Annotated in this window: 31 protein-coding genes and 1 riboswitch; of the genes, 17 read left to right on the top strand and 14 right to left on the bottom strand. The window is 40.1% G+C overall.

The annotated features are described in order from the left end of the window. Positions 1-31: 31 nt before the first annotated feature. Genes UE46_RS08695 through comGA form a run of 10 tightly spaced genes read right to left on the bottom strand, consistent with a single transcriptional unit; the run spans position 32 to position 6,195 of the window. Positions 32-853, bottom strand: a complete 822-nt coding sequence (locus UE46_RS08695) for an ABC transporter permease (protein WP_036062386.1) — start codon at positions 851-853, stop codon at positions 32-34. Next, positions 850-1,782 (bottom strand): ABC transporter ATP-binding protein, encoded by a 933-nt coding sequence (locus tag UE46_RS08690; protein WP_036062383.1) that lies wholly within the window; start codon positions 1,780-1,782, stop codon positions 850-852. The genes UE46_RS08695 and UE46_RS08690 overlap by 4 nt, the downstream gene beginning before the upstream one ends. Continuing rightward, positions 1,779-2,294 (bottom strand): shikimate kinase, encoded by a 516-nt coding sequence (locus UE46_RS08685; RefSeq protein ID WP_118907552.1) that lies wholly within the window; start codon positions 2,292-2,294, stop codon positions 1,779-1,781. Before UE46_RS08685 ends, UE46_RS08690 begins: the two co-directional genes overlap by 4 nt. 25 nt (positions 2,295-2,319) lie before the next feature. Continuing rightward, positions 2,320-2,682 (bottom strand): hypothetical protein, encoded by a 363-nt coding sequence (locus UE46_RS08680; RefSeq protein WP_036062381.1) that lies wholly within the window; start codon positions 2,680-2,682, stop codon positions 2,320-2,322. Positions 2,683-2,687: 5 nt separating this feature from the next. Further along, entirely contained in the window at positions 2,688-3,140 is a 453-nt protein-coding gene (comGF, locus tag UE46_RS08675) for a competence type IV pilus minor pilin ComGF (protein WP_051493034.1), read from the bottom strand. Continuing rightward, positions 3,106-3,408: a competence type IV pilus minor pilin ComGE gene (gene comGE / locus UE46_RS08670; protein ID WP_051493033.1), complete on the bottom strand. Its 303-nt coding sequence runs from the start codon at positions 3,406-3,408 to the stop codon at positions 3,106-3,108. The genes comGF and comGE overlap by 35 nt, the downstream gene beginning before the upstream one ends. Next, a complete protein-coding gene (comGD, locus tag UE46_RS08665) occupies positions 3,395-3,823 on the bottom strand; it encodes a competence type IV pilus minor pilin ComGD (protein WP_036062380.1) in 429 nt (142 codons plus the stop codon). Before comGD ends, comGE begins: the two co-directional genes overlap by 14 nt. After that, complete coding sequence (gene comGC, locus UE46_RS08660) at positions 3,820-4,140, bottom strand: competence type IV pilus major pilin ComGC (protein ID WP_036062379.1); 321 nt, start codon at positions 4,138-4,140, stop codon at positions 3,820-3,822. Before comGC ends, comGD begins: the two co-directional genes overlap by 4 nt. Before the next feature lie 26 nt (positions 4,141-4,166). Further along, the gene (comGB, locus tag UE46_RS08655) at positions 4,167-5,198 is read right to left on the bottom strand and encodes a competence type IV pilus assembly protein ComGB (RefSeq protein ID WP_036062378.1); all 1,032 of its coding nucleotides are present in this window, start codon (positions 5,196-5,198) and stop codon (positions 4,167-4,169) included. Next, the gene (gene comGA, locus UE46_RS08650; RefSeq protein WP_036062377.1) at positions 5,176-6,195 is read right to left on the bottom strand and encodes a competence type IV pilus ATPase ComGA; all 1,020 of its coding nucleotides are present in this window, start codon (positions 6,193-6,195) and stop codon (positions 5,176-5,178) included. Before comGA ends, comGB begins: the two co-directional genes overlap by 23 nt. Before the next feature lie 360 nt (positions 6,196-6,555). After that, positions 6,556-6,647: riboswitch (glycine riboswitch) on the top strand. Between the two features lie 95 nt (positions 6,648-6,742). Here comGA and gcvT point away from each other — a divergent pair. The 3 genes from gcvT to gcvPB are packed head-to-tail and all read left to right on the top strand — an operon-like array spanning position 6,743 to position 10,674. Then, positions 6,743-7,831 (top strand): glycine cleavage system aminomethyltransferase GcvT, encoded by a 1,089-nt coding sequence (gcvT, locus tag UE46_RS08645; RefSeq protein WP_036062376.1) that lies wholly within the window; start codon positions 6,743-6,745, stop codon positions 7,829-7,831. 18 nt (positions 7,832-7,849) lie between these two features. Next, a complete protein-coding gene (gene gcvPA, locus UE46_RS08640; RefSeq protein ID WP_118907550.1) occupies positions 7,850-9,196 on the top strand; it encodes an aminomethyl-transferring glycine dehydrogenase subunit GcvPA in 1,347 nt (448 codons plus the stop codon). Next, positions 9,193-10,674, top strand: coding sequence for an aminomethyl-transferring glycine dehydrogenase subunit GcvPB (gene gcvPB, locus UE46_RS08635; RefSeq protein ID WP_036062375.1), 1,482 nt, complete (start codon positions 9,193-9,195; stop codon positions 10,672-10,674). The genes gcvPA and gcvPB overlap by 4 nt, the downstream gene beginning before the upstream one ends. Positions 10,675-10,720: 46 nt before the next feature. Here gcvPB and UE46_RS08630 read toward each other — a convergent pair whose 3' ends face one another. From UE46_RS08630 to UE46_RS08615, 4 genes are all read right to left on the bottom strand, one after another. After that, positions 10,721-11,362: a pentapeptide repeat-containing protein gene (locus tag UE46_RS08630; RefSeq protein ID WP_036062374.1), complete on the bottom strand. Its 642-nt coding sequence runs from the start codon at positions 11,360-11,362 to the stop codon at positions 10,721-10,723. A 91-nt stretch (positions 11,363-11,453) separates the two neighbouring features. Continuing rightward, positions 11,454-11,765: a rhodanese-like domain-containing protein gene (locus tag UE46_RS08625; RefSeq protein ID WP_233448884.1), complete on the bottom strand. Its 312-nt coding sequence runs from the start codon at positions 11,763-11,765 to the stop codon at positions 11,454-11,456. A gap of 124 nt (positions 11,766-11,889) precedes the next feature. Next, a complete protein-coding gene (locus UE46_RS08620; RefSeq protein WP_118907549.1) occupies positions 11,890-12,165 on the bottom strand; it encodes a hypothetical protein in 276 nt (91 codons plus the stop codon). Between the two features lie 11 nt (positions 12,166-12,176). Further along, positions 12,177-13,082 (bottom strand): DUF1385 domain-containing protein, encoded by a 906-nt coding sequence (locus tag UE46_RS08615; protein WP_077912584.1) that lies wholly within the window; start codon positions 13,080-13,082, stop codon positions 12,177-12,179. A 221-nt stretch (positions 13,083-13,303) separates the two neighbouring features. Between UE46_RS08615 and UE46_RS08610 the strand changes: the two genes are divergently transcribed. The 14 genes from UE46_RS08610 (at position 13,304) to recN (ending at position 26,684) form a co-directional block, all read left to right on the top strand. Next, on the top strand, positions 13,304-14,365 hold the full coding sequence (locus tag UE46_RS08610) for a M24 family metallopeptidase (protein ID WP_036062372.1): 1,062 nt from the start codon (positions 13,304-13,306) through the stop codon (positions 14,363-14,365). A 71-nt stretch (positions 14,366-14,436) separates the two neighbouring features. Then, complete coding sequence (gene efp, locus UE46_RS08605; protein WP_036062371.1) at positions 14,437-15,000, top strand: elongation factor P; 564 nt, start codon at positions 14,437-14,439, stop codon at positions 14,998-15,000. Between the two features lie 206 nt (positions 15,001-15,206). Beyond that, positions 15,207-15,665, top strand: a complete 459-nt coding sequence (gene accB / locus UE46_RS08600; protein WP_036062370.1) for an acetyl-CoA carboxylase biotin carboxyl carrier protein — start codon at positions 15,207-15,209, stop codon at positions 15,663-15,665. Positions 15,666-15,678: 13 nt separating this feature from the next. Next, a complete protein-coding gene (gene accC / locus UE46_RS08595; RefSeq protein WP_036062369.1) occupies positions 15,679-17,034 on the top strand; it encodes an acetyl-CoA carboxylase biotin carboxylase subunit in 1,356 nt (451 codons plus the stop codon). A gap of 12 nt (positions 17,035-17,046) precedes the next feature. Beyond that, the gene (locus UE46_RS08590) at positions 17,047-17,445 is read left to right on the top strand and encodes an Asp23/Gls24 family envelope stress response protein (RefSeq protein WP_036062368.1); all 399 of its coding nucleotides are present in this window, start codon (positions 17,047-17,049) and stop codon (positions 17,443-17,445) included. 53 nt (positions 17,446-17,498) lie between these two features. Further along, positions 17,499-17,885: a transcription antitermination factor NusB gene (nusB, locus tag UE46_RS08585; protein ID WP_036062367.1), complete on the top strand. Its 387-nt coding sequence runs from the start codon at positions 17,499-17,501 to the stop codon at positions 17,883-17,885. Between the two features lie 133 nt (positions 17,886-18,018). Beyond that, positions 18,019-18,885, top strand: coding sequence for a bifunctional methylenetetrahydrofolate dehydrogenase/methenyltetrahydrofolate cyclohydrolase FolD (gene folD / locus UE46_RS08580; protein ID WP_036062366.1), 867 nt, complete (start codon positions 18,019-18,021; stop codon positions 18,883-18,885). 12 nt (positions 18,886-18,897) lie between these two features. After that, entirely contained in the window at positions 18,898-20,238 is a 1,341-nt protein-coding gene (gene xseA, locus UE46_RS08575; RefSeq protein ID WP_036062365.1) for an exodeoxyribonuclease VII large subunit, read from the top strand. A gap of 2 nt (positions 20,239-20,240) precedes the next feature. Continuing rightward, positions 20,241-20,474, top strand: coding sequence for an exodeoxyribonuclease VII small subunit (gene xseB, locus UE46_RS08570; RefSeq protein ID WP_036062363.1), 234 nt, complete (start codon positions 20,241-20,243; stop codon positions 20,472-20,474). Next, complete coding sequence (locus tag UE46_RS08565; protein WP_036062361.1) at positions 20,471-21,352, top strand: polyprenyl synthetase family protein; 882 nt, start codon at positions 20,471-20,473, stop codon at positions 21,350-21,352. The genes xseB and UE46_RS08565 overlap by 4 nt, the downstream gene beginning before the upstream one ends. 267 nt (positions 21,353-21,619) lie before the next feature. Then, on the top strand, positions 21,620-23,512 hold the full coding sequence (gene dxs / locus UE46_RS08560; protein ID WP_118907820.1) for a 1-deoxy-D-xylulose-5-phosphate synthase: 1,893 nt from the start codon (positions 21,620-21,622) through the stop codon (positions 23,510-23,512). A gap of 2 nt (positions 23,513-23,514) precedes the next feature. Beyond that, complete coding sequence (locus UE46_RS08555; RefSeq protein ID WP_118907548.1) at positions 23,515-24,330, top strand: TlyA family RNA methyltransferase; 816 nt, start codon at positions 23,515-23,517, stop codon at positions 24,328-24,330. A 195-nt stretch (positions 24,331-24,525) separates the two neighbouring features. Then, positions 24,526-24,975 carry a transcriptional regulator AhrC/ArgR gene (gene ahrC, locus UE46_RS08550; protein ID WP_036062360.1) on the top strand — a complete coding sequence of 150 codons (450 nt, stop codon included), beginning with the start codon at positions 24,526-24,528 and terminating at the stop codon, positions 24,973-24,975. Positions 24,976-24,992: 17 nt separating this feature from the next. Next, the gene (recN, locus tag UE46_RS08545; protein ID WP_036062359.1) at positions 24,993-26,684 is read left to right on the top strand and encodes a DNA repair protein RecN; all 1,692 of its coding nucleotides are present in this window, start codon (positions 24,993-24,995) and stop codon (positions 26,682-26,684) included. Positions 26,685-26,755: the final 71 nt, after the last annotated feature.

The raw sequence follows: 26,755 nt of genomic DNA, 5'->3' as shown, positions 1-26,755 counted from the left end.
TATCCTCATTTGGCTTTTTGAGTGGTAAATTTTAAACGGAGACATCTCTTTTTTGAAAGAAAATAAAAGATAGTGCCATAAATACTACATAATATACCGCCAAGACACCAAGTGCTAATCCTGGAGAAAGTCCTTTTACATCCATACCAAGACCATTGGCATTCATACTAATATAATATAATGGTGCCATGAAAATGTATTTAAACCATTGGAACTGCTCAACTAGCATGAGCGTTATGCCTCCAGCGATACTGTTTACAAAAAGGAGGAATAGTCCAATACCAACTGCTAATGCTTGGCTTCTTAGAAGTGATGAGATCATGAAAGCAATAGACGAAGAAAAAATTAATTGAACAAGAAAATATCCTAATTGTGAACTGAGCGCATGAAGGGCTGTTTGACTAGCATTTAAAACGTCACCATTCTCTGAGTACGTGGGATTAATTGCGCTTATGTCTTGTGATAGGCTACCAAATGAGGTAATGATCCCTCCGATAACATAGGACATGATAAGGACGAAAAGTGTTAAAAGAACGGCGTATAAAAGAACGACGATATATTTAGAAAGAAGAATCTGCCATCTTTGATAAGGACGGATAAGTAATAATTTTATTGTCCCATAGCTGAATTCAGAAGATACTACGGCGCTTGCGACAACAATAGAGAATAGAGCAACTAGAAACATGCTGATACTGTTGATAGATAACATTAGCTGGACATTATCTAAATCTGGAATAAAGGATTTGTAGCTTGCAGAAAGCGCAAGGACAATAGCTAAAATAATAAGTGGATATAACCATGTGCTGAATCGAAGTGTTAATTTTTTAGTCTCGTTTGCAATTAATGACATCATTCCATACTACCCCCATTGTGCTTTGTTATTTCTAGGAAACGCTCTTCTAGAGATTTTGTGTGCGCTTCTACTGTAAATATCGAAATGTCAGCAAGTGCTAGTTTCTTTATTAGCGCGGGAATATTAGATGGGAGTGTTGTTATAAAGAAGTGAGGCGTCCCATCTTCAGCAACTATGTAGTCTATATCCCAGTTAGTTAATAATTCTTTAGCTTGTGGAAGCGGTTCTAAGTGCATATGGAAAGCCTTCTCTTGCTCAGAGGTACTAGTTTGTTCCATGTCCGCTATATGCGTCAGTTCGCCTCGCTCTATAATTGCAAAACGATCGCATAATAGTTCCATTTCTGTTAGTAAGTGGGAGGAAACAAGAACACTGACCCCTTGTGTAGCTAATGATTTCATTTGTAAGCGGAATTCTTTCATACCTTCTGGATCCAAGCCGTTTGTCGGTTCATCGAAAATGAGAAGTTTAGGCTCATGAATGAGTGCTTGCGCGACTCCAAGACGTTGTCGCATCCCGAGGGAATATGTTTTTACTTTATTATTGATCGCTTTTTCTAAATGGACAAGTTTTATAATTTCATCAATCCGCTCAGCTGATACTTTCTTTCGAGACATTGATGCGAAAGCTTTTAAATTCTGTAATCCAGTCATATAGGGATAGAACTCAGGATTTTCAACGATAGCGCCCACGTGCTGAATGGCTTCTGTGTAAGAAGTATCGATATCATGACCTAGTATTTTGATTTCTCCACTGGTTTTGCTTATCAACTTGACAATACTACGAATAATAGTCGTTTTCCCAGCACCATTTGGACCTAAGAGACCAAATATTTCACCTTCATTTACAGAAAAAGAGATGTCTTTTACAATAGCTTTATTACCAATTTTTTTTACTAAATGATTTATCTCTAAAACGGTTTGTGTCATATGTTCTCCTTTCTTTCTTGGAAATATTGTTGGATTTGATTTGCGATTTCTTGTGGTGTTAACTCATCTGTTTCAATCGTTAAATGCGCAGAATTTTCGTATAGCTGGGCACGTGATTCAAATAAGTCTTTGATTTCTTTGGCACTTTTTTCCTGAATCAACGGGCGAGTGGTATCTCCTTTTAATCGAGATAAAAAGCTATCAGGTTGAGTTTTCAGATAAACGACAAAGTTAGCAGCCGTTAGTTCTGCTCTATTTTCTGGAGATAGAATAATACCACCGCCAGTGGATATGACAGCATCTTTTTGTAATACGCGTAGTAACATTTGATGTTCAAGTTCTCGAAACTTTACTTCTCCTAAGTTTGCAAAAATTTCTGTGATTGACGCTTGTTGTTCTAGTTGAATTTCTGTATCGATGTCGATTATTGGTAACTGCATTGTTTGGGAAAGTAGCTTGCCAACTGTTGTTTTCCCAGCTCCCATAAATCCAGTTAGCACAATTTGCCTCATTGATAAATCCTCCTTAGCGCTAGCATTAATTTAGTAGAAGATAAATTTTCTGTGATTTAATGTCCCAATAAATGATTTGATTTAAGATATAACCATTTTTTAGTTTTGTGACAGTGTTATATTTTATGCTATCTTCGGTACTATCCGCCCAATTATACCATAAAATTGCCTCATTGTGACTCTCTGTAAATGTCTTTTGGCTAGATTTGATTTTGGAAAGATTATTATGGATGGATATATTTAAAAGCGTGTTGGCTAAATAATGGTTTTGTAATTGTTTTTCCATCTGAAGCTTGGAACTATAGATACTTGTCGCTCCAAGCATGACAGTGATTCCGAGCAATGTGATATAGAGGCACAACACGTAAGTGAAGCCATTTCGAAACATGTGATTTATATTCCTCCTTCCTGTACATAAAAGCATGCAATCAATTTGATATTATCTTCAAAAGTTACTTCATAAATAAGTCGACCATCATTGGTTTTGGTCCATTTATCTTGTTTGATTGTTGTTAATAATGGTTCATGGCCTTTATTGTCAACGGAACGCCGGACCATATTTTGATAACCTTCGTACTTAATTTGTTTGGATTGAGAAGAGAAAATAATGGCATGATCAGTAACTATAAATCCTGTACCTTGGTATATTTCTTTGCGTGTCTGATTCATAAAGAGTTGCCATTCATAATTTTTGTCGACATCCATCACTTTGAGAACGGATTGATAGCTTTGGAATATAAGTGGTATAAAAGAGGTAACTATGATGAGGATTAGCAATGAAAATAATGATTCGAGTAGGGTGAATGCTTCTTTATTTGATAGCATAACATAAATTTTCTTGGGCATAATTAGCGCAAATTTGCTTCGCCTCCTGATTCATTGTTATATGATATGTTTGGTTTTTGATAGAGATTTCCTTACTTGATGAAAAGGAGGTATTTAGATGAAGTTGGCTCTCCTCAAAAAGCAATTGGTATGCTGTGGTAAGTTGGTTTTGTTGATGTAGTTGTTGCTTTATTTGCATGATCATAGGTAAGAGTGAAAGTACAATGATAGATAATAGACTGAGCGAGAAAAGGCTCTCAAGTAAAGAAAATCCATTATATTTCTTCAATACGAAACCTCCCTTTGCCGATTTGAAAAATGAGTGCATATTTTTTGCTATTACCTTGGATTATGACAGTTTTGAATTTACTAATGTTTCCAAAGGGGGGAGAAAAGCGAAAAACTTGCTCGCTTTTCTCGGTGAAATGTAAAGATGTACTGAGTTTTCTTACAAGGATATTATTATTAGCCACAGCTCCTGTATAGGAATTATTAATACCATCTAATGTTAATGCTGTTTCTTGATGCGTTGTAATTGCTTCGGCTTGTAGCTGCATGATATCCATTTTTAGCTGGTCAAGACTTTGCTTTTCATACATTTGGACTATTAGATTTCCTGCTGGGAAGACACTGATGCTTAGAATGATAAGGCTAATAGAGAGAACAAGCAACATTTCAATTAGGGTGAAGCCATTCTTTTTCACGAGCCTTCAGTGACCTTTCCGCTACTATCAATGTTGACATCTTTACCATTCGGGCATTTTTTCTGTTCGCCTTTAAGGTATCCGCCAGTCAGTAAATCTTGAAGTGATGGGACTTTGTTGTGTTCCAGTTGATAAGCTTGGGTTTGTCCTTGAACCATTGTAATAAATGCGTCGCAACCTTTATCATTGATGGACTTACTTTGCTTTACGATGTTAGGGATAGTTAGAAGTAGCAGCACGCTAACCACAAGTAAAACGATAAGCATTTCGACTAAGGTGAAACCTGATTCATCTTTCCAATTGATCTTTTTAAACATTGAAATCACTCCTATTTTTTTATTAGTCAGATGGAATTAACCATCGAAAACATCGGGAACAAGATAGAGAGGTAGATAGAAACGATAAGTATGCCAATAATCATAAATACAGCAGGTTGTATGAAGCTGAATATTTTTTCTGTTTTTTCTTCTGATTTTTGATGGCATAGCTTGTAGTAAAATAATAATTCTTCCGCTAATTGCCCATTTTTTTCTCCGTGTTGGATAATATAAATCAATTCTTTTTCAAATATAGAAAATTGGCCGAGAGATTGGGTGAATGCGACGCCCTCTTTAAAACCTTTCTCAATAGCTTTACTGATGTATTGGAAAAGTGGTGGGGAGTCATTAAGTGAGAATACTTGGACCATGTCGTTGATGGATAGTCCGCTTTTCAAAAGATAGCCACATTCGCGGGCAAATATTTGGGAATAATGTAATCGCATGAATTTTTTGATGATAGGGATTTTGCAATAAAGTTCAGCCCGTTCGTAAGAGTTTTTCTTACGTTGCTTTGTTAGAAAGAAGGTGCATAGAGCAAACAGTAGACCAAGGAGAATAAGAAAAATAATTGGTAGCTTCTCTAAAATAAAATAAGTGAAATTAGTTGTTTGGTTTTCTCCGTGGGTAAGCTGGCTGAACAGCATGTCGAATTTCGGGAGTAGAAAAATTCGCAACAGGAAAAAAACGATGATGACCGTTGCAAATAGAATGAGCGGGTATTGAAAGATTTTACGTAAGGCTTTTTGCTGTTCGGCTTTTCTTGTTAAATGATCTCCTGTTTCTTGAACTGTTTCATTGAAATAGCCGTGTTTGCTGGCATAGTGGAGCTGTGTGCATACGAACGAAGGGAATTTTGCTTGTAATAGTGCTTCGCTAAAAGGGGCACCAGAAGAAAGGGTTGTAATCATTTGGCTGTTTCTTGAAGCATCTTTTGGTGTTGTAATCGATAAAAATGAAATAGCTTCTTCCATTGTAAAACCTTTACTTAGGAGATCTGCTAAGCGAATTAAAAATTCACCGTCAGCTCGCCAGTTATTGCGGAGAGAAAAATCCATAGTAACCACCTTTCTTTATTTGGTGTGCTATATTGTTGGGTAGCGTCTGCTCAACAGTTGTGGAGAAGAATTGATTGATGTTTTCTTTTTCTAAGAATTCATAAAGGGCAGTTCTTTTTCTCGGGAGGTGATTACATAACGTGTGGCATTTTCTTTCGCAAAAAATACAATGCAAATCTTTTAATTGCTGGTAGGAGATTCCGATGAGACATTGCCTGAGTTCTTCTTTATCTACACCGAGTTCTAATAAGCGAGATAAGACACCGTATGTATTATCTGCATGCACAGTACTTAATACAAGATGACCTGTTAAAGCGCTACGAATAACCATTTTGGCAGTATGAGTGTCTCTAATCTCGCCAACAATTAAAATATCAGGATCATGTCGTAGTGTTGCTCGGATAATTTCGGCATAATCTAGTCCTGCTTTTTCGTTTATTTGTACTTGTAAAAAAGAGGACATTGGCCTTTCAACGGGGTCTTCAATAGTGATGACTTGTAGCGGCTCTTCTTGGCTTAATGAATGGGCTAAGCTATACATGCTGGAGGTCTTACCGCTACCTGTTGATCCCGAGAATAGTAGCAGACCTGTGTTATGTTTTGCTGATGACAGGATCTGGTTGGCAATAGGATGGAAAACAGTGCTATTGCAAAACGGAATAATCTTTTGTTCAGAGAAAACGCGGATAACCATGCTCTCGATGAAGCGAAAATTAGGAATTGTGGCAAGCCTGACAGATACGTTATTGTCGTGAACAAGTGCTTGGAAAGAACCGCTTTGTGGTTTTCTTGTCTCGCTGATGTCCATAAATCCTCTGTATTTTAAATGGGACAATAAACGTTCGCCTTTATCTAATGTTAGCGAATGGAAAAATTGTAATCTGCCATTAATACGGAAGAGGATACGATAATTTGCTTCATATGGAATGAGATGGATGTCGCTTGCCGAAAGAAGCATAGATTGGTTTAGTAAGGCATTTGCTAACTCTTGAATCATTGGAATAGGCTCCTTCAAATTGTGTCTATGCTAATGGTATTCGACGTTGCCTCTTGAAATCCCTTTAAGGCAGAAAAGGACAAAATCCGATTTTAAAGGGTCTGATTGTGAAGAAAAGATATTTTATCGGTAATAATAGATCTAAAGTAAGCCGAAATAGCTGTAAAAAAATTTTTTGGATAATTGAAATTGAACAATTATTCACATACGTACGATATTGAGTTGAATTGTTGATAAAGCCCTTTCATTACGAACTATATCGCTTTAATTATGATTTAATAAGACTGAATTCAATTATTTGCCGAACGATAGAGTCTCGTGGTAACATATAGGAAAGGCAACTGATACATAAAAGAGCGGATGAAAATAAACAGAGAGACTGCATTTTAGCAGCGCCGACGGGGAAAGCATGTGAATGTGAAACTCTCAGGCAAAAGGATGTTTATGGGACGCAACTCTGGAGGCATTTTTCCTTGTTTTGGAGCACGACAGAGACTTATTTTAACGAGTAAGTCCTTTTAGTATGCAAAAAAAGAGGAGGATTCACATGACAGAATTAAAGAAAACGCCAATTTTTCCACTTTACGAAAAGTATGGGGCAAAAACGATTGATTTCGGTGGATGGGATTTGCCAGTACAATTTTCAGGGATAAAGGCGGAACACGAAGCTGTTAGAACAAATGCTGGGTTATTTGATGTATCGCATATGGGGGAAGTTGTGGTGCGAGGCAAGGGGAGTCTAGACTTTTTGCAGAAAGTTTTATCCAATGATATTTCTAAATTAAAGGATGGAAAAGCGCAATATAATATTATGTGTTATGAAACTGGTGGCGTGGTAGATGACTTGGTGGTCTACAAGAAAGCAGAAGATGACTATCTTTTAGTTGTGAATGCAGCAAACACGGAGAAGGATTTTGAGTGGTTGCAGCGCCATGCAGCAGAAGATGTGACTGTTGAAAATGTATCGGCAGACTACGGCCAACTAGCTTTACAAGGGCCAAATGCGGAAAAAGTATTGACTGGCCTGACTGATGCTGATTTAGGCGCGCTAACGTTCTTTGGTTTTGTTGATAACGTGCAAGTTGCAGGAGTAAACGCGCTCGTCTCCCGATCTGGTTATACGGGAGAAGATGGTTTTGAAATTTACACAAAAGCGGAAGATGCACCGGCTGTTTGGGACGCGATACTTGAAAAAGATGTCTTACCAATCGGCTTAGGTGCGCGTGATACACTACGTTTTGAGGCGAATTTAGCACTCTACGGACAAGAACTTTCTAAAGATATCTCGCCACTCGAAGCTGGTGTAGGATTTGCGGTAAAATTACAAAAAGAGCCTGATTTCATTGGGAAAAAGGCGCTCATTGATCAAAAGGAGTCCGGTTTGACACGTAAATCTGTTGGAATTGAACTGATTGATCGCGGGATTCCACGTCATGATTATAAAGTTTTTGCGGGAGATAAAGAAATCGGAATTGTTACAAGTGGTACGCAATCGCCGACTCTTGGTAAAAATCTTGGTCTGGCGCTTATCGACATTGACTATATTGCTCTAGATACGGAAGTCGAAGTCGAAGTTCGTAATAAGAAATTAAAAGCAAAAGTAGTTCCAACCCCATTCTATAAACGCGCAAAATAATGAGGAGGATATAAAATTATGGCTAAACATCGTTTTTTACCAATGACAGAGCAAGATGAGAAGGATATGTTAGATACGATTGGTGTGGCATCGATTGATGATCTCTTTACGGATATTCCAGAATCGATTCGTTTTAACCGGGATTATAATTTAAAGCCAGCGAAGTCTGAACCAGCGCTTTTAAAAGAGTTGGCTAAAATGGCGGCCAAAAATGCGGATTCTGTGACGTATACTTCCTTTTTAGGGGCGGGGGTATATAATCACTACATTCCGACAGTCGTTGATAGCGTTATTTCACGATCTGAATTTTACACGGCTTACACACCGTATCAACCAGAAATATCACAAGGGGAGTTGCAGGCGATATTCGAATTTCAAACGATGATTGCAGAAATTACCGGCATGGATCTAGCGAATTCGTCGATGTATGACGGTGGAACGGCGCTAGCTGAGGCCGCTATGCTTGCAAGTGCTCACACGAAACGTAAAAAAATCTTAATTTCAAAAGCTGTTCATCCAGAATCGCGTAACGTTGTTAAAACGTATGCGAAGGGGCAACACATTGATGTCATTGAAATTGATGAAAAGGACGGCGTGACGGATTTAGAAGCTTTAAAAACACAGGTTGATGATACAGTTGCTGCAGTGATCGTACAGTATCCGAATTTTTATGGACAAGTAGAAGCACTACAAGAAATTGAGCCGTTAGCGCATGAAAATAAAGCATTATTTGTAGTTTCAAGTAATCCTCTAGCTTTAGGAGCACTTACGCCACCGGGGAAATTTGGAGCTGATATTGTTGTAGGAGATTCCCAAGTATTTGGTATTTCTGAAGCATTTGGTGGGCCTCACTGTGGTTATTTCGCGGTTAATTCGAAATTGACACGTAAAGTTCCGGGTCGCCTTATTGGAGAAACGGTCGATGAAAATGGCAAGCGAGGGTACGTTTTGACTTTACAAGCGCGCGAGCAACATATTCGTCGTGACAAAGCAACATCTAACATTTGTTCTAATCAGGCGCTAAACGCGCTGGCATCATCTGTCGCTATGAGTGCTCTTGGAAAAAATGGGATCACTGAAATGGCGAAACAAAACATTGATAAGGCTCACTTTGCGAAAAAAGTTTTCCAAGATAAAGGGTTTAACGTAATTTCCGATGATGCGTTTTTCAATGAATTTGTTGTGAAATTATCGAAACCTGTGAAAGAGGTCAATCGTGAATTGTTGGAGCAGGACATTATCGGTGGGTATGATCTTGGTATATACGAAGAAAAATACGCGAATCACATGTTGGTTGCGGTAACTGAAATGCGTACAAAAGAAGAAATCGAAACATTAGTAGCAAGTTTGGAGGGTGCAAAATGAATAGCGAAACAATGCCGTTAGTGTTTGAGCGTTCTGTTCCAGGTCGGATTGGATATAGCTTACCAGAAAGTGATGTACCAGAAGTTAATTTAAGCGATTTATTTGGAGCAGCTTACATTCGTGAGACGCCTCCAGCCCTGCCTGAATTAAGTGAATTGGAGTTGATGCGCCATTATACAACACTTTCTAACCATAACTTTGGTGTCGATTCTGGTTTTTATCCATTAGGCTCTTGTACGATGAAGTATAACCCGAAAATTAACGAAAAAGTGGCGCGCTTTCCTGGATTTGCGAATGTTCATCCATATCAACCAGAAGAGTCTGTACAAGGCGCAATGGAACTTTTGTATGATTTGCAAGAAAGTCTTGTTGAAATCACTGGTATGGACGAGGTGACGCTACAACCTGCCGCTGGAGCGCATGGTGAGTGGACGGCGTTAATGTTGATCCGCGCTTTTCATGAGGCCAATGGTGATCACAAGCGCACGAAAGTAATTATTCCTGATTCAGCGCATGGGACAAACCCAGCATCCGCAGCTGTTGCCGGATTCGATATTATTACGGTGAAATCAAATGATAAGGGTCTTGTCGATATTGATGACTTAAAGAGTGTTGTTGGCGATGACACGGCGGCTTTGATGTTGACAAATCCGAATACACTTGGTCTTTTTGAAACGGAAATTGTGGAAATGGCAGATATCGTGCATAAAGCAGGCGGGAAGCTGTACTATGATGGTGCTAATTTAAATGCGATCATGTCAAAAGTTCGTCCTGGTGATATGGGCTTTGACGCTGTGCATTTGAACTTGCATAAGACATTTACAGGTCCACATGGTGGCGGTGGCCCAGGCTCAGGCCCGATTGGCGTGAAAAAAGACTTAATTCCATTTTTACCAACACCAGTTTTGACGAAAAAAGAAGATAAATACACCTTTGATTATAATTATCCGCAATCGATTGGCCGCGTGAAACCGTACTATGGTAATTTTGGAATCAACGTTCGTGCTTATACGTATATTCGTACAATGGGGCCAGATGGTCTTAAAAAAGTAACGGAATACGCTGTGTTAAACGCGAATTATATGATGCGCCGACTAGAAGGTGCATACGATTTGCCGTTTGACCAAGTTTGCAAGCATGAATTCGTGCTTTCTGGGAAACGTCAAAAGCAATTGGGTGTTAGAACATTAGATATTGCGAAGCGCTTACTTGATCATAATTTCCATCCGCCAACGGTTTATTTCCCATTGATTGTAGAAGAAGCAATCATGATTGAACCGACAGAAACAGAGGCGAAAGAGACGCTAGACCAATTTATCGATGTTATGCTCAAGATTGCAAAAGAAGCGGAGGACAACCCTGAGATCGTTCAGGAAGCCCCTTATAATACGTATGTAAAACGTTTAGATGAAACGCAAGCTGCTAGAAAACCTGTTTTACGCTATCATGAAAAAGTGGAAGATGAAGTAACCACTTGATAATAGAAGAAACGCCGTGCCCTGGAAAATAGGCACGGCGTTTCTTTTATTCGTCTTCTTTAATTATAACGCCTAAAGCTCGCGCAAAGCTGAGGGCTTGTTCAGATGTAACGCGACAATCACCTAATTTATCGAGAGAAACCATGATCCCTTCAAAATGATTGACGCTGAGATCGATGCTTTCCATGATAACGTTCGAAAAATTAGCTTCATTCAGCTGGCAATCAACCATTTCAGAATGCTTTAATTCACTTTCGTAAAAGTCGGCATTAATCAGCGCGCAACCTTGCCATTCTACATGTTTAAATTTAGAAAAACCGAGTGAACTCATCGTCATTAAACAATTTTGGAAAAGCGTGTTATGAATTAAAGAATCCGATAAATCAGCACCAGTAAGCTTGCAATCAATGAATTGACAACGATGAATGATAGCGGAAGTGAAGACTACGTTGGAGAGATTACACTTTTCAAAAATAACATCGGTAAGTTCAATATTGGGGAATTCTAGCGTTGTAAAATTCACGTTTCGCAAAATAACCTGATCAAGCACGATGCGTTCCATGGGATCAAAATCAAAGTCACGATCTTCTATTAGAACCTCACGCAAATACACCTCTTCAGAAAGCCAGTTAGAATCAAGTTCGGCTAACTGCGGTGGTATTTTGGGAGTTTGGATTTTTTTCGCCATTGTTAAACCTCCTAAGAAAATAGTGTTACATAGAAAAACCACTCAAGCTACAAACAGCTTAGTGGCTTTTCTACAGTCTGTGTCAAACTCTTTATTTTGATTTTGTTTTTCCAGACCATTTTTTAAATCCGCCTTTAAGTTGGAACAGGTTGCGGTAACCGTTTTTGTATAGCATGATTGCTGCGCGGTTACTACGTTGCGCGCTTTGGCAGTACAAGTATACAGGCAAATCTTGACGAATTTCTGCTTTGCGAGCTTTCATTTGGGACATTGGAATGTTTCTCGCGCCTAAAATATGTCCAGCATCGAATTCATTTGGTTCACGCACGTCGATTAGCTGCGCTTTCCGGTAGTCTTTTTTGAATTCTTCTTCGGTCAAAATAGTTAACGCTTTTCTTCGCATAATAAATTGATACACTTCATAGCCTAGCAGTACAACTAAAATTGCAATTGCTAAAGCCCAACTCCAGTCTATATTCAAGTTGATATACCCCTTTCGATTATCTTACCTCATTTACCATTATAACTTATTTTTTCTTTCCATCAATGACTTTGAGTGAAGTTTTTCGTTTTTTTGTTTGTGGTTGATTTTTTGCACGCATTTTTTGCGACTGTTTGACAGCGGCTTGATATTTATCATCCTTCTTCGGTCGGTTACTAAAGAAGCGGAACAGTAGCCAAATAATCAGGATTAGGATGATCGAGACGACGAGGCTTGAAATAATGCTTTTAAAGCCGACGTAGAAAATACCGATCACTGCGAAAATAGCTAAAATATAAAACCAAATGGGGAGATTACGCATGTTTTTTCACCTCATTCCAGTAATTCTAAGTTTTCAGGGAGCGATTCTTCTTGTTTCGTGCGTTCTACGCGGTGAAGCTCATTGAATGATGCGATGGCAACTTCCGCTTGATCGTCGGAAGGTTCTTTTGTTGTCAATAATTGTAGCCATAAACCTGGTACGCCTAAATATTTCAAAATAGGGATATTTCGGCATTTATTAGTCAGTTGTAATACTTCAAATGCAACGCCGAGAACGACTGGTATTAGCAAGATTCGATTGACCACGCGTGCCCAAAGTGGATCTGTGGGAACGAGCATATAAATGAACATGCCAACAATCACAGTAAATAAGATAAAACTAGAACCACAGCGATAATGTAAGCGTGATTGGCGTTGTACATTTTCGACAGTGAGGTCCAAATTAGCTTCATAACAATTGATGACTTTATGCTCCGCGCCATGATATTGAAAAACACGTTTAATAATTGGCGTTTGCGAGACGGCGAAAATATAGCTGAGCAAGAGGATTAATTTAAATAGTGTTTCGAGCATGATTTGTCCCATGTCACCAGACACGATCGGTCGGAAAAGATTGGCGATGAATACCGGGATTAATGTCATAACGAACTTGGCGAAAATGAAAGATAAAACACCAACAACAGCAACACCGAGCCACATTGCGAGTTTCGATTCTTTTTTTTCGATTTTCTGCGTTTCCGCTTCGTCTAATGGATCTTCGTCATAGCGATCCGTCGCGAAGGTTAAATGTTTCGATCCAATCGCGCTCGACTCAATTAAAGCAACAATACCCCGAATAAAGGGGATGCGCTTTAACGTTTGAACCCAAGCGGGCGGATTTTTTGTTAAATAAAAGTATTCAATTGTGCCATCTTTTCGTCTAATGGCCGTCACGGTCTCTCTTCTGCCGCCAAACATGACGCCTTCAACAACCGCTTGTCCACCGTATATTCCTTTTGTTTGTCCACTCAAAATCGTTCACCAGCCTTATATAGTATACCTTTGTTATTCTACGCTAATTCGAGGCATTCGTATAGTTATAACGCATAAAAAAAGTTATTTTCGCGGTTTTATGATAGAATAGCTTTATTCGAGCGAAATAAGACGTTACATAATGAAAACAAGTAGGAGGAATTGGAATGACAAAATTAGCAAAAATTCAAGCGGCACTAGCAGATCACAAAATCGAGGCTGTGCTTGTAACAAGTGATTATAACCGTCGCTACGTGGCGGATTTTACTGGGACAACAGGAATCGCTTTAATTACACTGAAAAAAGCATTTTTCATCACGGATTTCCGATATACAGAACAAGCGGCAAAGCAAGCAGTAGGATATGAAGTTCGCCAAAATAAGGGCCCGATTTTTGAAACAGTGGAAGCGGTTATCGCGGAACAAGGTATTAAAACGCTTTATTTTGAAGAAGCATATGTGACAGTCGCAGAGCATAAATTAATGCAAAGCTACTTCTCAGCAAAATTAGAGCCAATTAGCGATTTGTTCGAAGATATGCGTAAAGTGAAAACAGCGTCTGAACTTGCTGCAATTAAAACGGCTTGTGAGATCGCGGATGCTGCATTCAAGCATATTTTAACATTCATCAAACCTGGTTTAACAGAACTTGAAGTGTCCAATGAGCTCGAATTCTTCATGCGTCGAAACGGAGCATCTGGTTCATCTTTTGACACGATTGTAGCGTCCGGCCTGCGCTCCGCTTTACCACATGGCGTTGCATCCGATAAAATTATTGAAGTGGGTGACTTTGTAACAATGGATTACGGTTGTTACTATGAAGGCTACTGCTCCGATATGACGAGGACAATCGCGATCGGTGAGCCAAGCGCTAAATTAAAAGAAATTTACGCGGTGACACTGGAAGCGCAATTGAAAGTCATTGATGCGCTAAAACCAGGCATGTCAGGCATTGAAGCAGACGCAATTGCTCGTGATCACATTGCTTCAAAAGGATACGGCGAAGCATTTGGTCATTCGTTAGGTCATGGCATTGGCTTGGAAATTCATGAAGGGCCAAATTTATCCATGAAGAGCCCTAATATTCTAGTCCCAGGAAATGTTGTGACAGATGAACCAGGTATTTACTTGCCAGGCATTGGTGGCGTGCGGATTGAAGATGATATTTTGATCACCGAAACAGGAAATGAAGTTTTAACACACTCACCAAAAGAGTTAATTATTTTATAAAATTGTATAATGGAGCGTTTTGTGGTTAAATAAATAAGGATGAAACCAACTTAAAAGTAGGAGGATACAAGATGATTTCTGTAAATGATTTTAAAACAGGTCTAACAATCGAAGTCGATAACGGTATTTGGCGCGTGCTGGATTTCCAACACGTAAAACCAGGAAAAGGTGCTGCGTTCGTTCGTTCAAAATTACGTAACTTACGTACTGGCGCTATTCAAGAAAAAACATTCCGTGGCGGCGAAAAAGTAGCCAAAGCCCAAATCGACAACAATAAAATGCAGTATTTGTATGCAAGTGGCGATCAACATGTGTTCATGAATACAGAAACATATGATCAAATCGAGCTTCCTGAAAAACAAATCGAATATGAATTGAAATTTTTACGTGAAAACATGGAAGTTCAAATCGTGATGTACCAAGGAGAAACACTTGGCGTTGATTTACCAAACACGGTAGAACTTAAAGTTGTGGCAACAGATCCTGGAATCAAAGGCGATACATCTTCCGGTGGTTCAAAGCCGGCAACACTTGAAACTGGCCTAGTTGTTAACGTTCCATTCTTCGTCAATGTAGATGACACGCTTGTTGTCAATACAACAGACGGCGGATCATACGTATCACGCGCGCAGTAAAATAAAAATAGTCTGTCTATTCCTGTATGGAGCCTACTTTTGCGGTTCGTTTTCATCAGAAATGGGCAAGGCTATTTTTTTTGCAAAAAAACAGTCTAAAGCTACGAGTTTCTATAAAAAGTATGGTACAATAATTAGGATGCGTGACGAATGCATTTGAACTTATATATAAATGTATAGATGAATATTGAGGAGTGTTATAAATAATGTTATCAATTAACGAGATTAAGCAACTTGTGAAACTAGTAGATGAGTCTTCATTGACGGAATTCGAATATGAAACAGAACAAGGAAAAATCAAGATGAGAAAAGGTGGAGAGCTCGTATCACCAACAGTATCAGCGCCAGTAGTACAAGCGGTTCTTCCAGCGCCAAAAGTTGAAACAGAAGAAACGCCAACTCCAGCAGCTGCACCAACAGAAGATTTTCATGTGGTGACGTCACCAATGGTTGGAACTTTCTATGGTTCCCCAAATCCAGAAAGTCCAGCATTTGTAGAGCCAGGTTCTGTCGTGACAGTAAAATCCGTTGTTTGTATTATCGAAGCAATGAAATTACTAAACGAGGTAGAAGCAGATGTGAACGGTGAGATCGTCGAAGTACTTGTTTCTAACGGGGAACTTGTGGAATTCGGTCAACCATTATTCAAAGTTAGAAAGAAATAAGGGGTAATGTATCATGATAAAAAAAATACTGATAGCTAACCGCGGAGAAATTGCTGTTCGTATTATTCGTGCAGCAAAAGAAATGAACATTGAAACGGTTGCCATATATTCTGAAGCAGACAAAGAAAGTTTGCACATCCAACTAGCAGATGAAGCTTACTGCGTTGGACCAGCGTCGTCGAAAGAAAGTTATTTAAACATGTCGAACATTATTAGCGTGGCCGTATTGACAAATTGTGATGCGATCCATCCAGGTTACGGTTTCTTAGCTGAAAATGCTGATTTTGCCGAGCTCTGCCAAGACTGTAATATTATTTTCATCGGTCCAAGTGCAGATGCTATTTCGCAAATGGGAACAAAAGACGTAGCACGTGAAACGATGAAAAAAGCAGGCGTTCCAGTTGTTCCAGGTTCTACGGGTATTATTAAAGACGTGGAAGAAGCCAAAAAACTTGCTAAGAAAATTGGTTATCCTGTCATCATTAAAGCAACAGCTGGTGGTGGCGGTAAAGGTATTCGTGTCGCAGAAGATGAAGAAAAACTAGTTTCTGGTTTACAAATTACACAACAAGAAGCAGAAACAGCATTCGGCGATCCAGGCGTTTATATTGAGAAATTCATTCAAGACTTCCGCCATGTTGAAATTCAAATTATGGCCGATAATTATGGTAATGCTATTCATTTAGGAGAGCGTGACTGCACGATTCAACGTCGTCTCCAAAAACTCGTGGAAGAAGCACCATCGCCAGCTCTAGATGAAAAAATGCGTCAAAAGATGGGGAAAGCGGCCGTGAAAGCAGCGAAAGCAGTGAAGTATTCAGGCGCAGGAACGATCGAATTTATTTATGAACCAAAAGACAAAACATTCTATTTCATGGAAATGAACACCCGTGTACAAGTGGAACATCCCGTGACAGAGTGGATTACAGGTGTTGATATAGTGAAACAGCAAATTCTTGTAGCATCAGGTGAGCGTTTGGCCATTAGACAAGAAGATGTAAAACTAACTGGATGGGCGATTGAATGTCGTATTAACGCCGAAAACCCAGAGAAGAACTTTATGCCTGCACCAGGAGAAATCAAGTTTTACCTACCACCAGGTGGCAATGGGGTACGTGTGGATTCTGCGGCCTATCCAAATTATAAAATCCCGCCATATTACGATTCAATGGTTGCTAAGGTTATCTGCTATGGTGAGACTCGTGATGAAGCCATTGCGAAAATGAAGCGCGCCCTAAGCGAATTTGCGATTGAAGGTATTCCAACAACGATACCGTTCCATTTACGTGTACTTGATCATGAAGTTTTCATTTCTGGTGACTTTAACACGAAATTCCTAGAAAAATATGATGTAATGAATCTATCGTAAGGAGAGATAATCATGACACTGACGAAAAACAAAGAAGAGGAAACACTCGGTAAAATTGAGATAGCGCCAGAAGTAATTGGTGTTATTGCTGGACTTGCAGCGACAGAAGTGGAAAACGTAGCTGGTATGCAAGGATCTTTTACAAATGAAATGCGTGAACGTCTTGGTGGCGCAACCAACCATAGTAAAGGCGTTAAAATTGATCTAACGGAAGACGGTATTGTGATCGACGTGTATTGTTACATTCAGTTCGGTGCGACGATTCCACTGCTAGCGCAAAACATTCAAGATAGCATTCGTGAAACAATCTTAAACATGACAGGCCTTGAAGTTATCGAAGTAAACATCCATATTGTTGGTGTGCAATTCGATCGTCAAGAAACCGTATCATTTGATGAATTAGAAATTTAAGTTGACCGATTTTTGCAAGTAGAATCAGTCAGAAATAAGGAGTAGAGCTTTTAATGAAAAGACGAGAAGCGCGGGAAAAGGCTCTTCAAATATTGTTTCAAATGGAACTCAATGAGATGCATTTGGATCAAGCAATAGCCAACGTGATGGAAGACGAGAGCGATGCGTATGTCGATAAGTTGGTTGAGGGTGTTGTTGCCAATAAAGCCGCGATCGACGAGTTAATCGCCGGAAACTTGGATAATTGGAGTATGGACAGACTAAATAAGGTCGACCTTGCTATTTTGCGAGTAAGTGTATTTGAAATGGTATATTGCGAAGATATTCCAGATCGAGTTAGCTTAAATGAATCACTGGAGATTGCTAAAATTTTCAGCGATGAGAAATCAAGTAAGTTTATTAACGGTGTTTTAGCGAATATAGCGAAAGACGACGAATAAACGAGATATAATTTTTTACGCGGTGTCATTTTTAATTTACAAAACTTTCCACGACTAAGTAATGTTACCTGTTTCGGGGCTTTTGGGCCTCGGAATACACAGGTTTCATATATAAACTAAGGGGGCTTTTTTGATGGGACAAATTATTGATGGGAAACAACTGGCGAAAAAGATTCAAGAAAACGTAACAAGTGAGGTAGCTGAACTCGCAAAACAAAATTTGCAACCAGGATTAGCGGTTGTACTTGTTGGCGATAATCAGGCCAGCCGTACATATGTAAGAAATAAGCAGAAGCGCACAGAAGAAGCAGGTATGAAGTCTGTTTTAATCGAGTTACCAGAAGACGTTTCAGAAGCGAAGTTATTGGAAACGGTAGAAGCGTTGAATACAGATGTGACGATTCATGGTATTTTAGTGCAATTGCCACTACCAAAACACATTTCGGAGGATAAAGTGATTGATACGATTATTCCTGAAAAAGATGTCGATGGATTCCACCCGATCAATGTTGGGAATTTGTATGTGGGCAAAGAAGCGTTTGTTCCTTGTACACCAGCAGGAATCATTGAATTAATTAAATCGACAGGTGTAACAATCGAAGGCAAGCAGGCCGTTGTAATTGGACGTAGTAATATCGTTGGGAAACCTGTGGCGCAATTACTGTTGCAAGAAAATGCGACGGTAACCATTGCACATAGCCGCACAAAAGATTTACCAGCAGTTGCCAGAACAGCGGATATTTTAGTTGTGGCGACAGGTCTTGCTAAATTTATCAAAAAAGAGGCGATCAAACCAGGCGCTGTAGTCATAGATGTTGGTATGGATCGCGATGAGAATAATAAATTATGTGGTGACGTGGACTTTGATGATGTCAAAGATACGGCTGGTTTTATTACACCAGTACCAGGTGGCGTTGGCCCGATGACTATCACAATGCTCCTTGCTAACACGTTAAAAGCAGCAAAACGCATTTGGGATACGCAATTACAAACGAAGTAAGGTTGTGTAACGATGGAACAGGATAAATACCTCAGTGTTGAGGCGCTAACTAAATATATTGAGAAAAAATTTGAAGTGGATCCCTATTTGAAGAACATTTATGTCAAAGGTGAAGTTTCAAATTTTAAACAGCCTGTCAGCGGTCATATGTATTTTACGCTGAAAGACGAAGGCGCTGAGCTGCGTTGTGTTATGTTCCAAAAGTCGGCTGCAAAACTGGGATTTAAGCCAGAAGATGGCATGCAGATTCTACTTACTGGTCGCGTTAGCGTATTTAGTAAAGGCGGACGTTATCAGCTCTATGCGGAGTGGATGGAGCCCGATGGCATCGGCAGTCTGTACATCAAGCTGGAACAATTGAAGAAACAGTTGGATAAGGAGGGGCTTTTTGCGCAAAATCGCAAACGAGCGCTTCCTTCTTTTCCTGCGAAAGTCGGGATTATCACGTCGAAAACGGGTGCAGCGATTCGAGATATGATTACAACGATGAAACGTCGGATGCCTTCGACGGAAATTCTGCTATTCCCTACGATAGTACAGGGGGACACAGCGGCTCCCAATATTGTTCGCAATATTGAACGTGCTAATTTTCGCAATGATATTGATGTGTTGATTATTGGACGTGGTGGTGGTTCTATTGAGGATCTGTGGGCATTTAATGAGGAGATCGTCGTCCGAGCTGTCGCTGATTCGGATATTCCCGTTATTTCGGCGGTAGGTCATGAAACGGACACAACATTGACCGATTATGTGGCAGATGTTCGTGCGGCAACGCCAACTGCAGCAGCAGAATTAGCAGTTCCAGATTACCGTGACTTATTGGAACGCATAGCGGAGAGGCGATTCCGTTTGATCCAAGCAATGCGACAACGAGTCGATGTTTCCAAACAAAATGTAGATCGCAAGCGAGAGCGTCTGATCATGCATGGGCCTAAACGTCAAATTGAGCAATATCAGGAACGAACGGATTATTATGTAGAACGATTAGAGCGAGGCTTGAAACAGCATTTAATGATGAAAAAATATGCTTTTGAGCGACTCTCATTTAGATTAACACATACGGGGCTTGATCGGGAAATTGACCAACAACAGCAACATTTGGCAACACTGAACAAGGATTTGAAACAGCAAATGAGTCGCCTGGTTACAATGAAAAGGCGAGATTTTCTGCAAAAAGTAGAAGCGTTGGAGCATTTAAGCCCATTAGCCCTACTGAAACGCGGTTATAGTGTTGTTTATAAAGAAGATGAAATTTTGACATCGAGCAAGGATATATCTGTTGGTGATCCAATTCAAATCACGATGGCAACTGGGAAAATTCATGCGAAAATCACCAAAAAGGAGGACAAATGACTATGGCAACAAAAAAAATAAGCTATGAAGAAGCAATGAAAGAGTTAGAAGGCATCGTCCAAATGCTTGAAGAAGGTAATGTTTCGCTTGAAGATTCACTCGAAATGTATCAGCGTGGAATTGAACTTACGAAACTATGCCAAGAAAAATTAGCGGCAGCGGAAGATAAATTAGCGAAAGTTGTGACGGAATCAGATGAAGAAGAGCCATTTCAGGCAGAAGAAGGTAAGAAATGATGACTTTTGAGCAGTTTATGCAACACTATAAACAAGAAACGGAAAACTGCATGAAAAACGCCATTGTTGCAACCAACTCTGATCAAAAGTTGGAGCAATCCATGATTTATTCGCTTGAGGCGGGTGGTAAACGGATTCGGCCGTTACTCGTTTTAGCGACGATCATTGCTTACGGACGTGAGCCAGAATTGGGATATCAAACAGCGGCTGCGATGGAAATGATCCATACATATAGTCTGATTCACGATGATTTACCCGCGATGGACAATGATGATTATCGACGTGGCAAATTGACAAATCATAAAGTATACGGTGAGGCTACGGCTATTTTGGCGGGTGACGCACTGCTTACAAAAGCCTTTGAGATGATTGTGAGTGATGTGACTTTAACCGCTACGATTAAAGTGGATTTGATTCAACTCTTTGCGAAGAATGCAGGAGCTAACGGAATGGTTGGCGGCCAACAAGCGGATATTCTTGGTGAAAATAGAACGTTATCGCTTTCGGAATTGGAGTCGATTCATCGTCGGAAAACGGGTGCATTACTCAGCGCTTCTGTTCTTAGCGGTGCGATTATAGCAGGTGCTTCGGAAGATGACAAAAAGGTACTAGAGAAATTTGCGCATCATATTGGGATCGCCTTTCAAATTTGTGATGATATTTTAGATGTCATTGGAGATGCACAGAAAATGGGTAAAAAAACAGGTGCGGATTCTGAATTACAAAAAAGTACGTATCCAGCGTTACTGTCGTTAGAAGGTGCAAAACAGGCCCTAGCGGAGCATACAGACTTGGCGAAACAAGCTTTAGGAACGCTCGACATAGATGCTACGTTTTTATTAGGATTAACCGATTTAATCGCCGTTCGTGATTTTTAGTACATTAGTACAGCCTCGATTTTCCTGTGAATATTGGAGAGAATCTATGGAGTGAAATGAAGGTGCATCATTTTATAAGATGCTCTTTTTTTCGTCCTTTTTTGTTATCCTGTTTACTTTTGCTCCCAAACTACCAACAATTTAATAGTAAAATCGGGGCAACTGGTTTATAATGAGACCAATGGAAACATTTAAGGTGGCGCAGATTAGAGTTCTGCGGTGCCAATCGATATTGATGGAGAAATCCTAGAAAGTGAGTTGTTTTGTTTGGATTTATTGAAAATTACGGATCCTGCGTTCGTGAAAGACTTGGACGTAGCGCAAATGGAAGCGCTCAGTGCGGATATTCGCGAGTTCCTAATTCAATCGACTTCCAAAACGGGCGGGCATATTGGACCGAACCTAGGTGTTGTTGAGCTAACGGTAGCACTTCACCATTGTTTTAATAGCCCTGAAGATAAGTTTTTATGGGATGTCGGGCACCAATCCTACGTACACAAGATTTTAACTGGTAGAGCAAATAGATTTGATACATTGCGTCAGCATGATGGTTTAGATGGTTTTCCGAAGCGTAAAGAATCAGAGCATGATGTTTGGGAGACCGGACATAGTTCTACTTCGTTGTCAGCAGCTGCAGGAATGGCGATTGCAAGGGATATTCGCGGTGAAAAGTACCACGTTCTGCCGATCATTGGTGATGGGGCGCTAACGGGCGGTATGGCGCTTGAAGCACTGAACCATATTGGCGATATGAAAAAAAATGTGATTGTTGTCCTAAATGATAACAATATGTCGATTGCTCCAAACGTAGGCGCGATGCATAATGTTTTAGGCAAGTTGCGCACATCAGGCAAATTTAAACGTGCCAAAAAAGATATTGAAGCTGCTATGAAGAAAATTCCAACGGCTGGCGATAAGATTGCTGGCGCTGCGGAACGAATTAAAGATAGCATTAAATATTTGCTTGTTCAGGGTACTTTTTTCGAAGAGATGGGCTATACGTATCTCGGACCTGTGAATGGGCATGATTACAATGATTTAATTACGAATATGGAATTTGCGAAAAAGGTGAAGGGCCCTGTATTGATGCATATCGTTACGACGAAAGGCAAGGGCTATCAACCAGCTGAATCGGATCGCATTGGTAACTGGCATGGAACTGGTCCTTACAAAATTGAGACAGGCGACTTTATCAAACCTGTTGGCGGACCACCTGCTTGGAGCGCGGTTATTAGCGAGGCAATACTGGAACTGGCGCAGAATGACGAACGTGTTGTTGCGATTACACCAGCCATGCCAGTTGGTTCGAAGCTAGAAAAATTTGCAACGGCATTTCCTGATCGCTTTTTTGATGTAGGGATCGCGGAACAGCATGCAACAACAATGGCGGCAGGACTTGCAGCGCTTGATATGAAACCGTTTTTGGCGATTTATTCGACTTTTTTACAACGTGCGTATGATCAAGTGGTCCATGATATTTGCCGGCAAGAGCTGAATGTAATGATTGGTATTGATCGCGCTGGATTAGTTGGTGCTGACGGAGAGACGCATCAAGGTATTTTTGATATTAGCTTTTTGCGTGGTATTCCGAATATGACAATTATGATGCCAAAAGATGAAAATGAAGCGCGTCATCTTGTGAAAACGGCGTATGAATATAATGATGGCCCCATCGCGATTCGTTATCCGCGTGGTAATGGGCTTGGTATCAAAATCGATGCGGAGATGAAAGCTGTTCCAATCGGTTCGTGGGAGACGCTCAGTGAGCCTGTAGATGTCGCTATTGTAACGTTTGGTACGACGATTCCGATGGCTGTTGAAGCCGCGATCGAATTGAAGAAACAAGGCCTTCAAGCTGGCGTGATTAATGCACGCTTTATCAAACCGCTCGACGAAAAAATGCTACAAGATCTAATGGAGCGTAATATTCCAATTATCACGGTCGAAGAAGCACTTTTAAAAGGTGGCTTTGGTACGGCGGTTCTTGAATTTGCGGAAGAACATGGCTTTGATCAAGCGGTAGTTCGTCGAATAGGTCTTCCTGATGAATTTATTAGTCACGGCTCGGTTGACATGATTCTCGCAGATCACGGGATTTCGGCGCTTGGCATTTTAAGTACTATTCAAAAAATATTACCAGAAAAACAGATAAGGGCGTAGAGATGGCTATAAAAAAAGAACGCGTAGACGTATTATTAGTAGAACAAGGACTATTTGAAACACGAGAAAAGGCAAAGCGGTCTGTCATGGCGGGCTTAGTTTATTTAAAGGAAGAGCGTGTCGATAAACCAGGCGAGAAGTTTCCAGTAGAAGCTGTCTTTCAAGTGAAAGGGAAAGTTATGCCTTATGTGAGTCGCGGCGGATTGAAGCTTGAAAAGGCACTACAAGTATTTGATTTGGATGTAAAAGACAAGTTACTACTTGATATTGGCTCCTCCACGGGCGGATTTACCGATTGTGCGCTCCAAAATGGTGCAAAACACTCGTACGCGCTTGATGTGGGCTATAACCAGTTAGCGTGGAAATTGCGTAATGACCCACGTGTGACCGTAATGGAACGCACGAATTTTCGTTATGTGACACCTGCTGATTTTACTCAAGGCTTGGCTGACTTTGCGACCATTGACGTTTCTTTTATCTCGCTGAAATTGATTCTGCCAGTTTTAAAAACAGTATTGGTTAGTGGCGGAGACGTTATGACCTTGATTAAACCGCAATTTGAGGCGGGAAAAGAGCAGGTCGGGAAAAAAGGGATTATTCGTGATCCTAAAATTCATCTGCAAGTCATCGAAAAAATCACCAATTTTGCACTTGCGGAAGGATATTCGGTGATGGCCGTTGATTTTTCTCCGATCACGGGTGGAGAGGGAAATATCGAATTTATCGCCCACTTAAAATGGGATAATAAAGGTGAAAATCACTTATCTGCTACAGAATTATCGGATATTGTGGCAAAAGCCCATACGAAATTAGAATAATTATGCATGCCGAGTGATCTGTTTCAGAGCACTCGGTTTTTTGTGTTTTCAGCTAGTTCTATGTATTTTTAAGCCTAATTTGCTATTTTTCACATGCATAATCGTCTTTGTAAACATTTCTTAAGTTAAATCCGTGACTTTACGCTCGTTTTCGGCTAAGATATAAGAGAGAAAAAGTTCGTGAGGTGAGAAATAATGAATAAAGGTCATCGTCATATTATTATTAGAGAGCTCGTTACGTCAAACGAAATCGAAACGCAAGAAGATCTTGTTGCGTTATTACTAAAAAGAGATGTCAAAGTCACCCAAGCCACGATTTCCCGCGATATTAAAGAACTGCATCTAGTGAAAGTTCCAACACAAACTGGAACATACAAATACAGTTTACCTGCTGATAATCGTTTCAACCCGCACCAAAAGCTGAAACGCTCTCTTGTAGATGCATTTATTAGCGTTGAAACGGTACAGTTCATGCTTATTTTAAAAGTGATGCCAGGAAACGCTAATGCCATTGGAGCCCTAATTGATAATTTAAATTGGGAAGAAAAAGTCGGATCATTGTGCGGAGATGATACGTGTTTGATCATTTGTCGTAGTGAAGACGACGCGAAAGTATTATCAGAGCGCTTTATTGAAATGCTCTAAATTTGAGGTGAATAGATTTGCTACAAGAACTAACGATTAGAAATTTTGCTATCATCGAATCTTTAAATCTATCTTTTCAAGAAGGTATGACTGTTTTAACAGGGGAGACTGGCGCGGGAAAGTCAATTATTATTGATGCGCTCGGTCTTCTTGTTGGTGGCAGAGGTTCTGTTGATTTTATTAGACATGGAGAAGAGAAGCTTGAAATCCAAGGGCTGTTCACAATCAACCCGCAAAATAAAGGTTGTTTAGAGGCGCTTGAAAATAATGGTATTGATGCAAGCGACGGTATGGTAGTCCTTGAGAGAATTCTGTTCCAAAGTGGTAAAAATGCTTGCCGTATCAATGGGAAACTCGCGACGACCGTTGTGCTACGCGAAATTGGTTCCCGTTTGATCGACATTCACAGCCAACACGAACATCAAGAGTTAATGAATGATGAGTTCCATTTGCAGCTACTTGACCGCTTTGCGTGGAAGGATATTGAATCCACACTAGCCAAGTACCAAGCGAAATACGCCGAATATATGGAAATGAAAACAAAATGGCGTAATTGGACAAAAAATGAACAAGAACTTGCGCAACGCCTAGATATGCTTCGTTTTCAGCAAGACGAAATTACGAGTTCCAATCTGCGGTTAGGCGAGGAAGAAACTTTGGTGGAGCAAAAACATGTGCTTTCCAATTTCGAGAAAATTAATGAAAGTTTGCAAAGTGCTTATACGGCGCTTCAAGGCGAAGAGCGTGGCCTCGAATTTATTTCTGAGGCGATGCGACATGTGGAGTCTGCGAGTGATATCTTGCCAGAATATAAAGCACTGAGTGAATCGGTGGCTTCGAGTTTTTATTTATTGGAAGATAGTGCGATGCAAATTCGGCAAGAGCTAGATAAACTAGAGTTTCAACCAGACGAGCTGGACACGATTGAAACGCGCCTGAATGAACTGAGCCAGTTGAAGCGCAAATATGGTAAAACAGTTGAAGCCATTATCCAATACAACGAAGAAATAGATCAAGAAATCCTAGAATTATCCGACCGGGAAACGCATCTAGGTCATTTGGAAAAAGATTTGGAAGTTGCGAAAGAACAGCTTTCTGAACTTGCTGGAAAAATCACAGCAATCCGCCAAAAATCAGCAAAATTACTCGAAAAACAAATTAAAAACGAATTAAATCAGCTATATATGGAAAAAGCGATTTTCCAAGTGAATTTCGCGACAGAAGCAAAAGAATTTACTGAAAACGGTGTTGATAAAGTCGCATTTTATATGAGTACAAATCCAGGTGAACCGCTGAAACCGTTGTCCAAAGTAGCTTCTGGCGGTGAGTTGTCGCGGATGATGCTGGCGCTCAAAACAATTTTTTCACGACATCAGGGCATTACATCGATTATTTTTGATGAGGTGGATACGGGTGTCAGTGGCCGGGTAGCCCAAGCAATTGCTGAAAAAATTTATGCGGTGGCGATTGGTTCTCAGGTACTCTGTATTTCGCATTTACCTCAAGTAGCTGCCATGGCAGACCACCATTTCTACATTTCTAAAGCAACAACTGCGAATCGCACGATGACATCTGTCGTAGCCTTGTCTGGGGAACAAAAAATTGAAGAAATCAGTCGGATGATTGCGGGCATTGAAGTGACGGATGTGACAAAACAACATGCTAGTGAAATGCTGACACAAGCCAACAAGATTAAAGCACAGAAGTAAGCGTTACTTGAAAACTAATTAAATAACTTGCATCTCAAAAGAAATTTGCTTACAATGATGAGGTAGCTTTT

Source organism: Listeria weihenstephanensis (assembly GCF_003534205.1).
Lineage (GTDB): Bacteria > Bacillota > Bacilli > Lactobacillales > Listeriaceae > Listeria_A > Listeria_A weihenstephanensis.
This window is presented reverse-complemented; position numbering and strand designations above follow the sequence as displayed.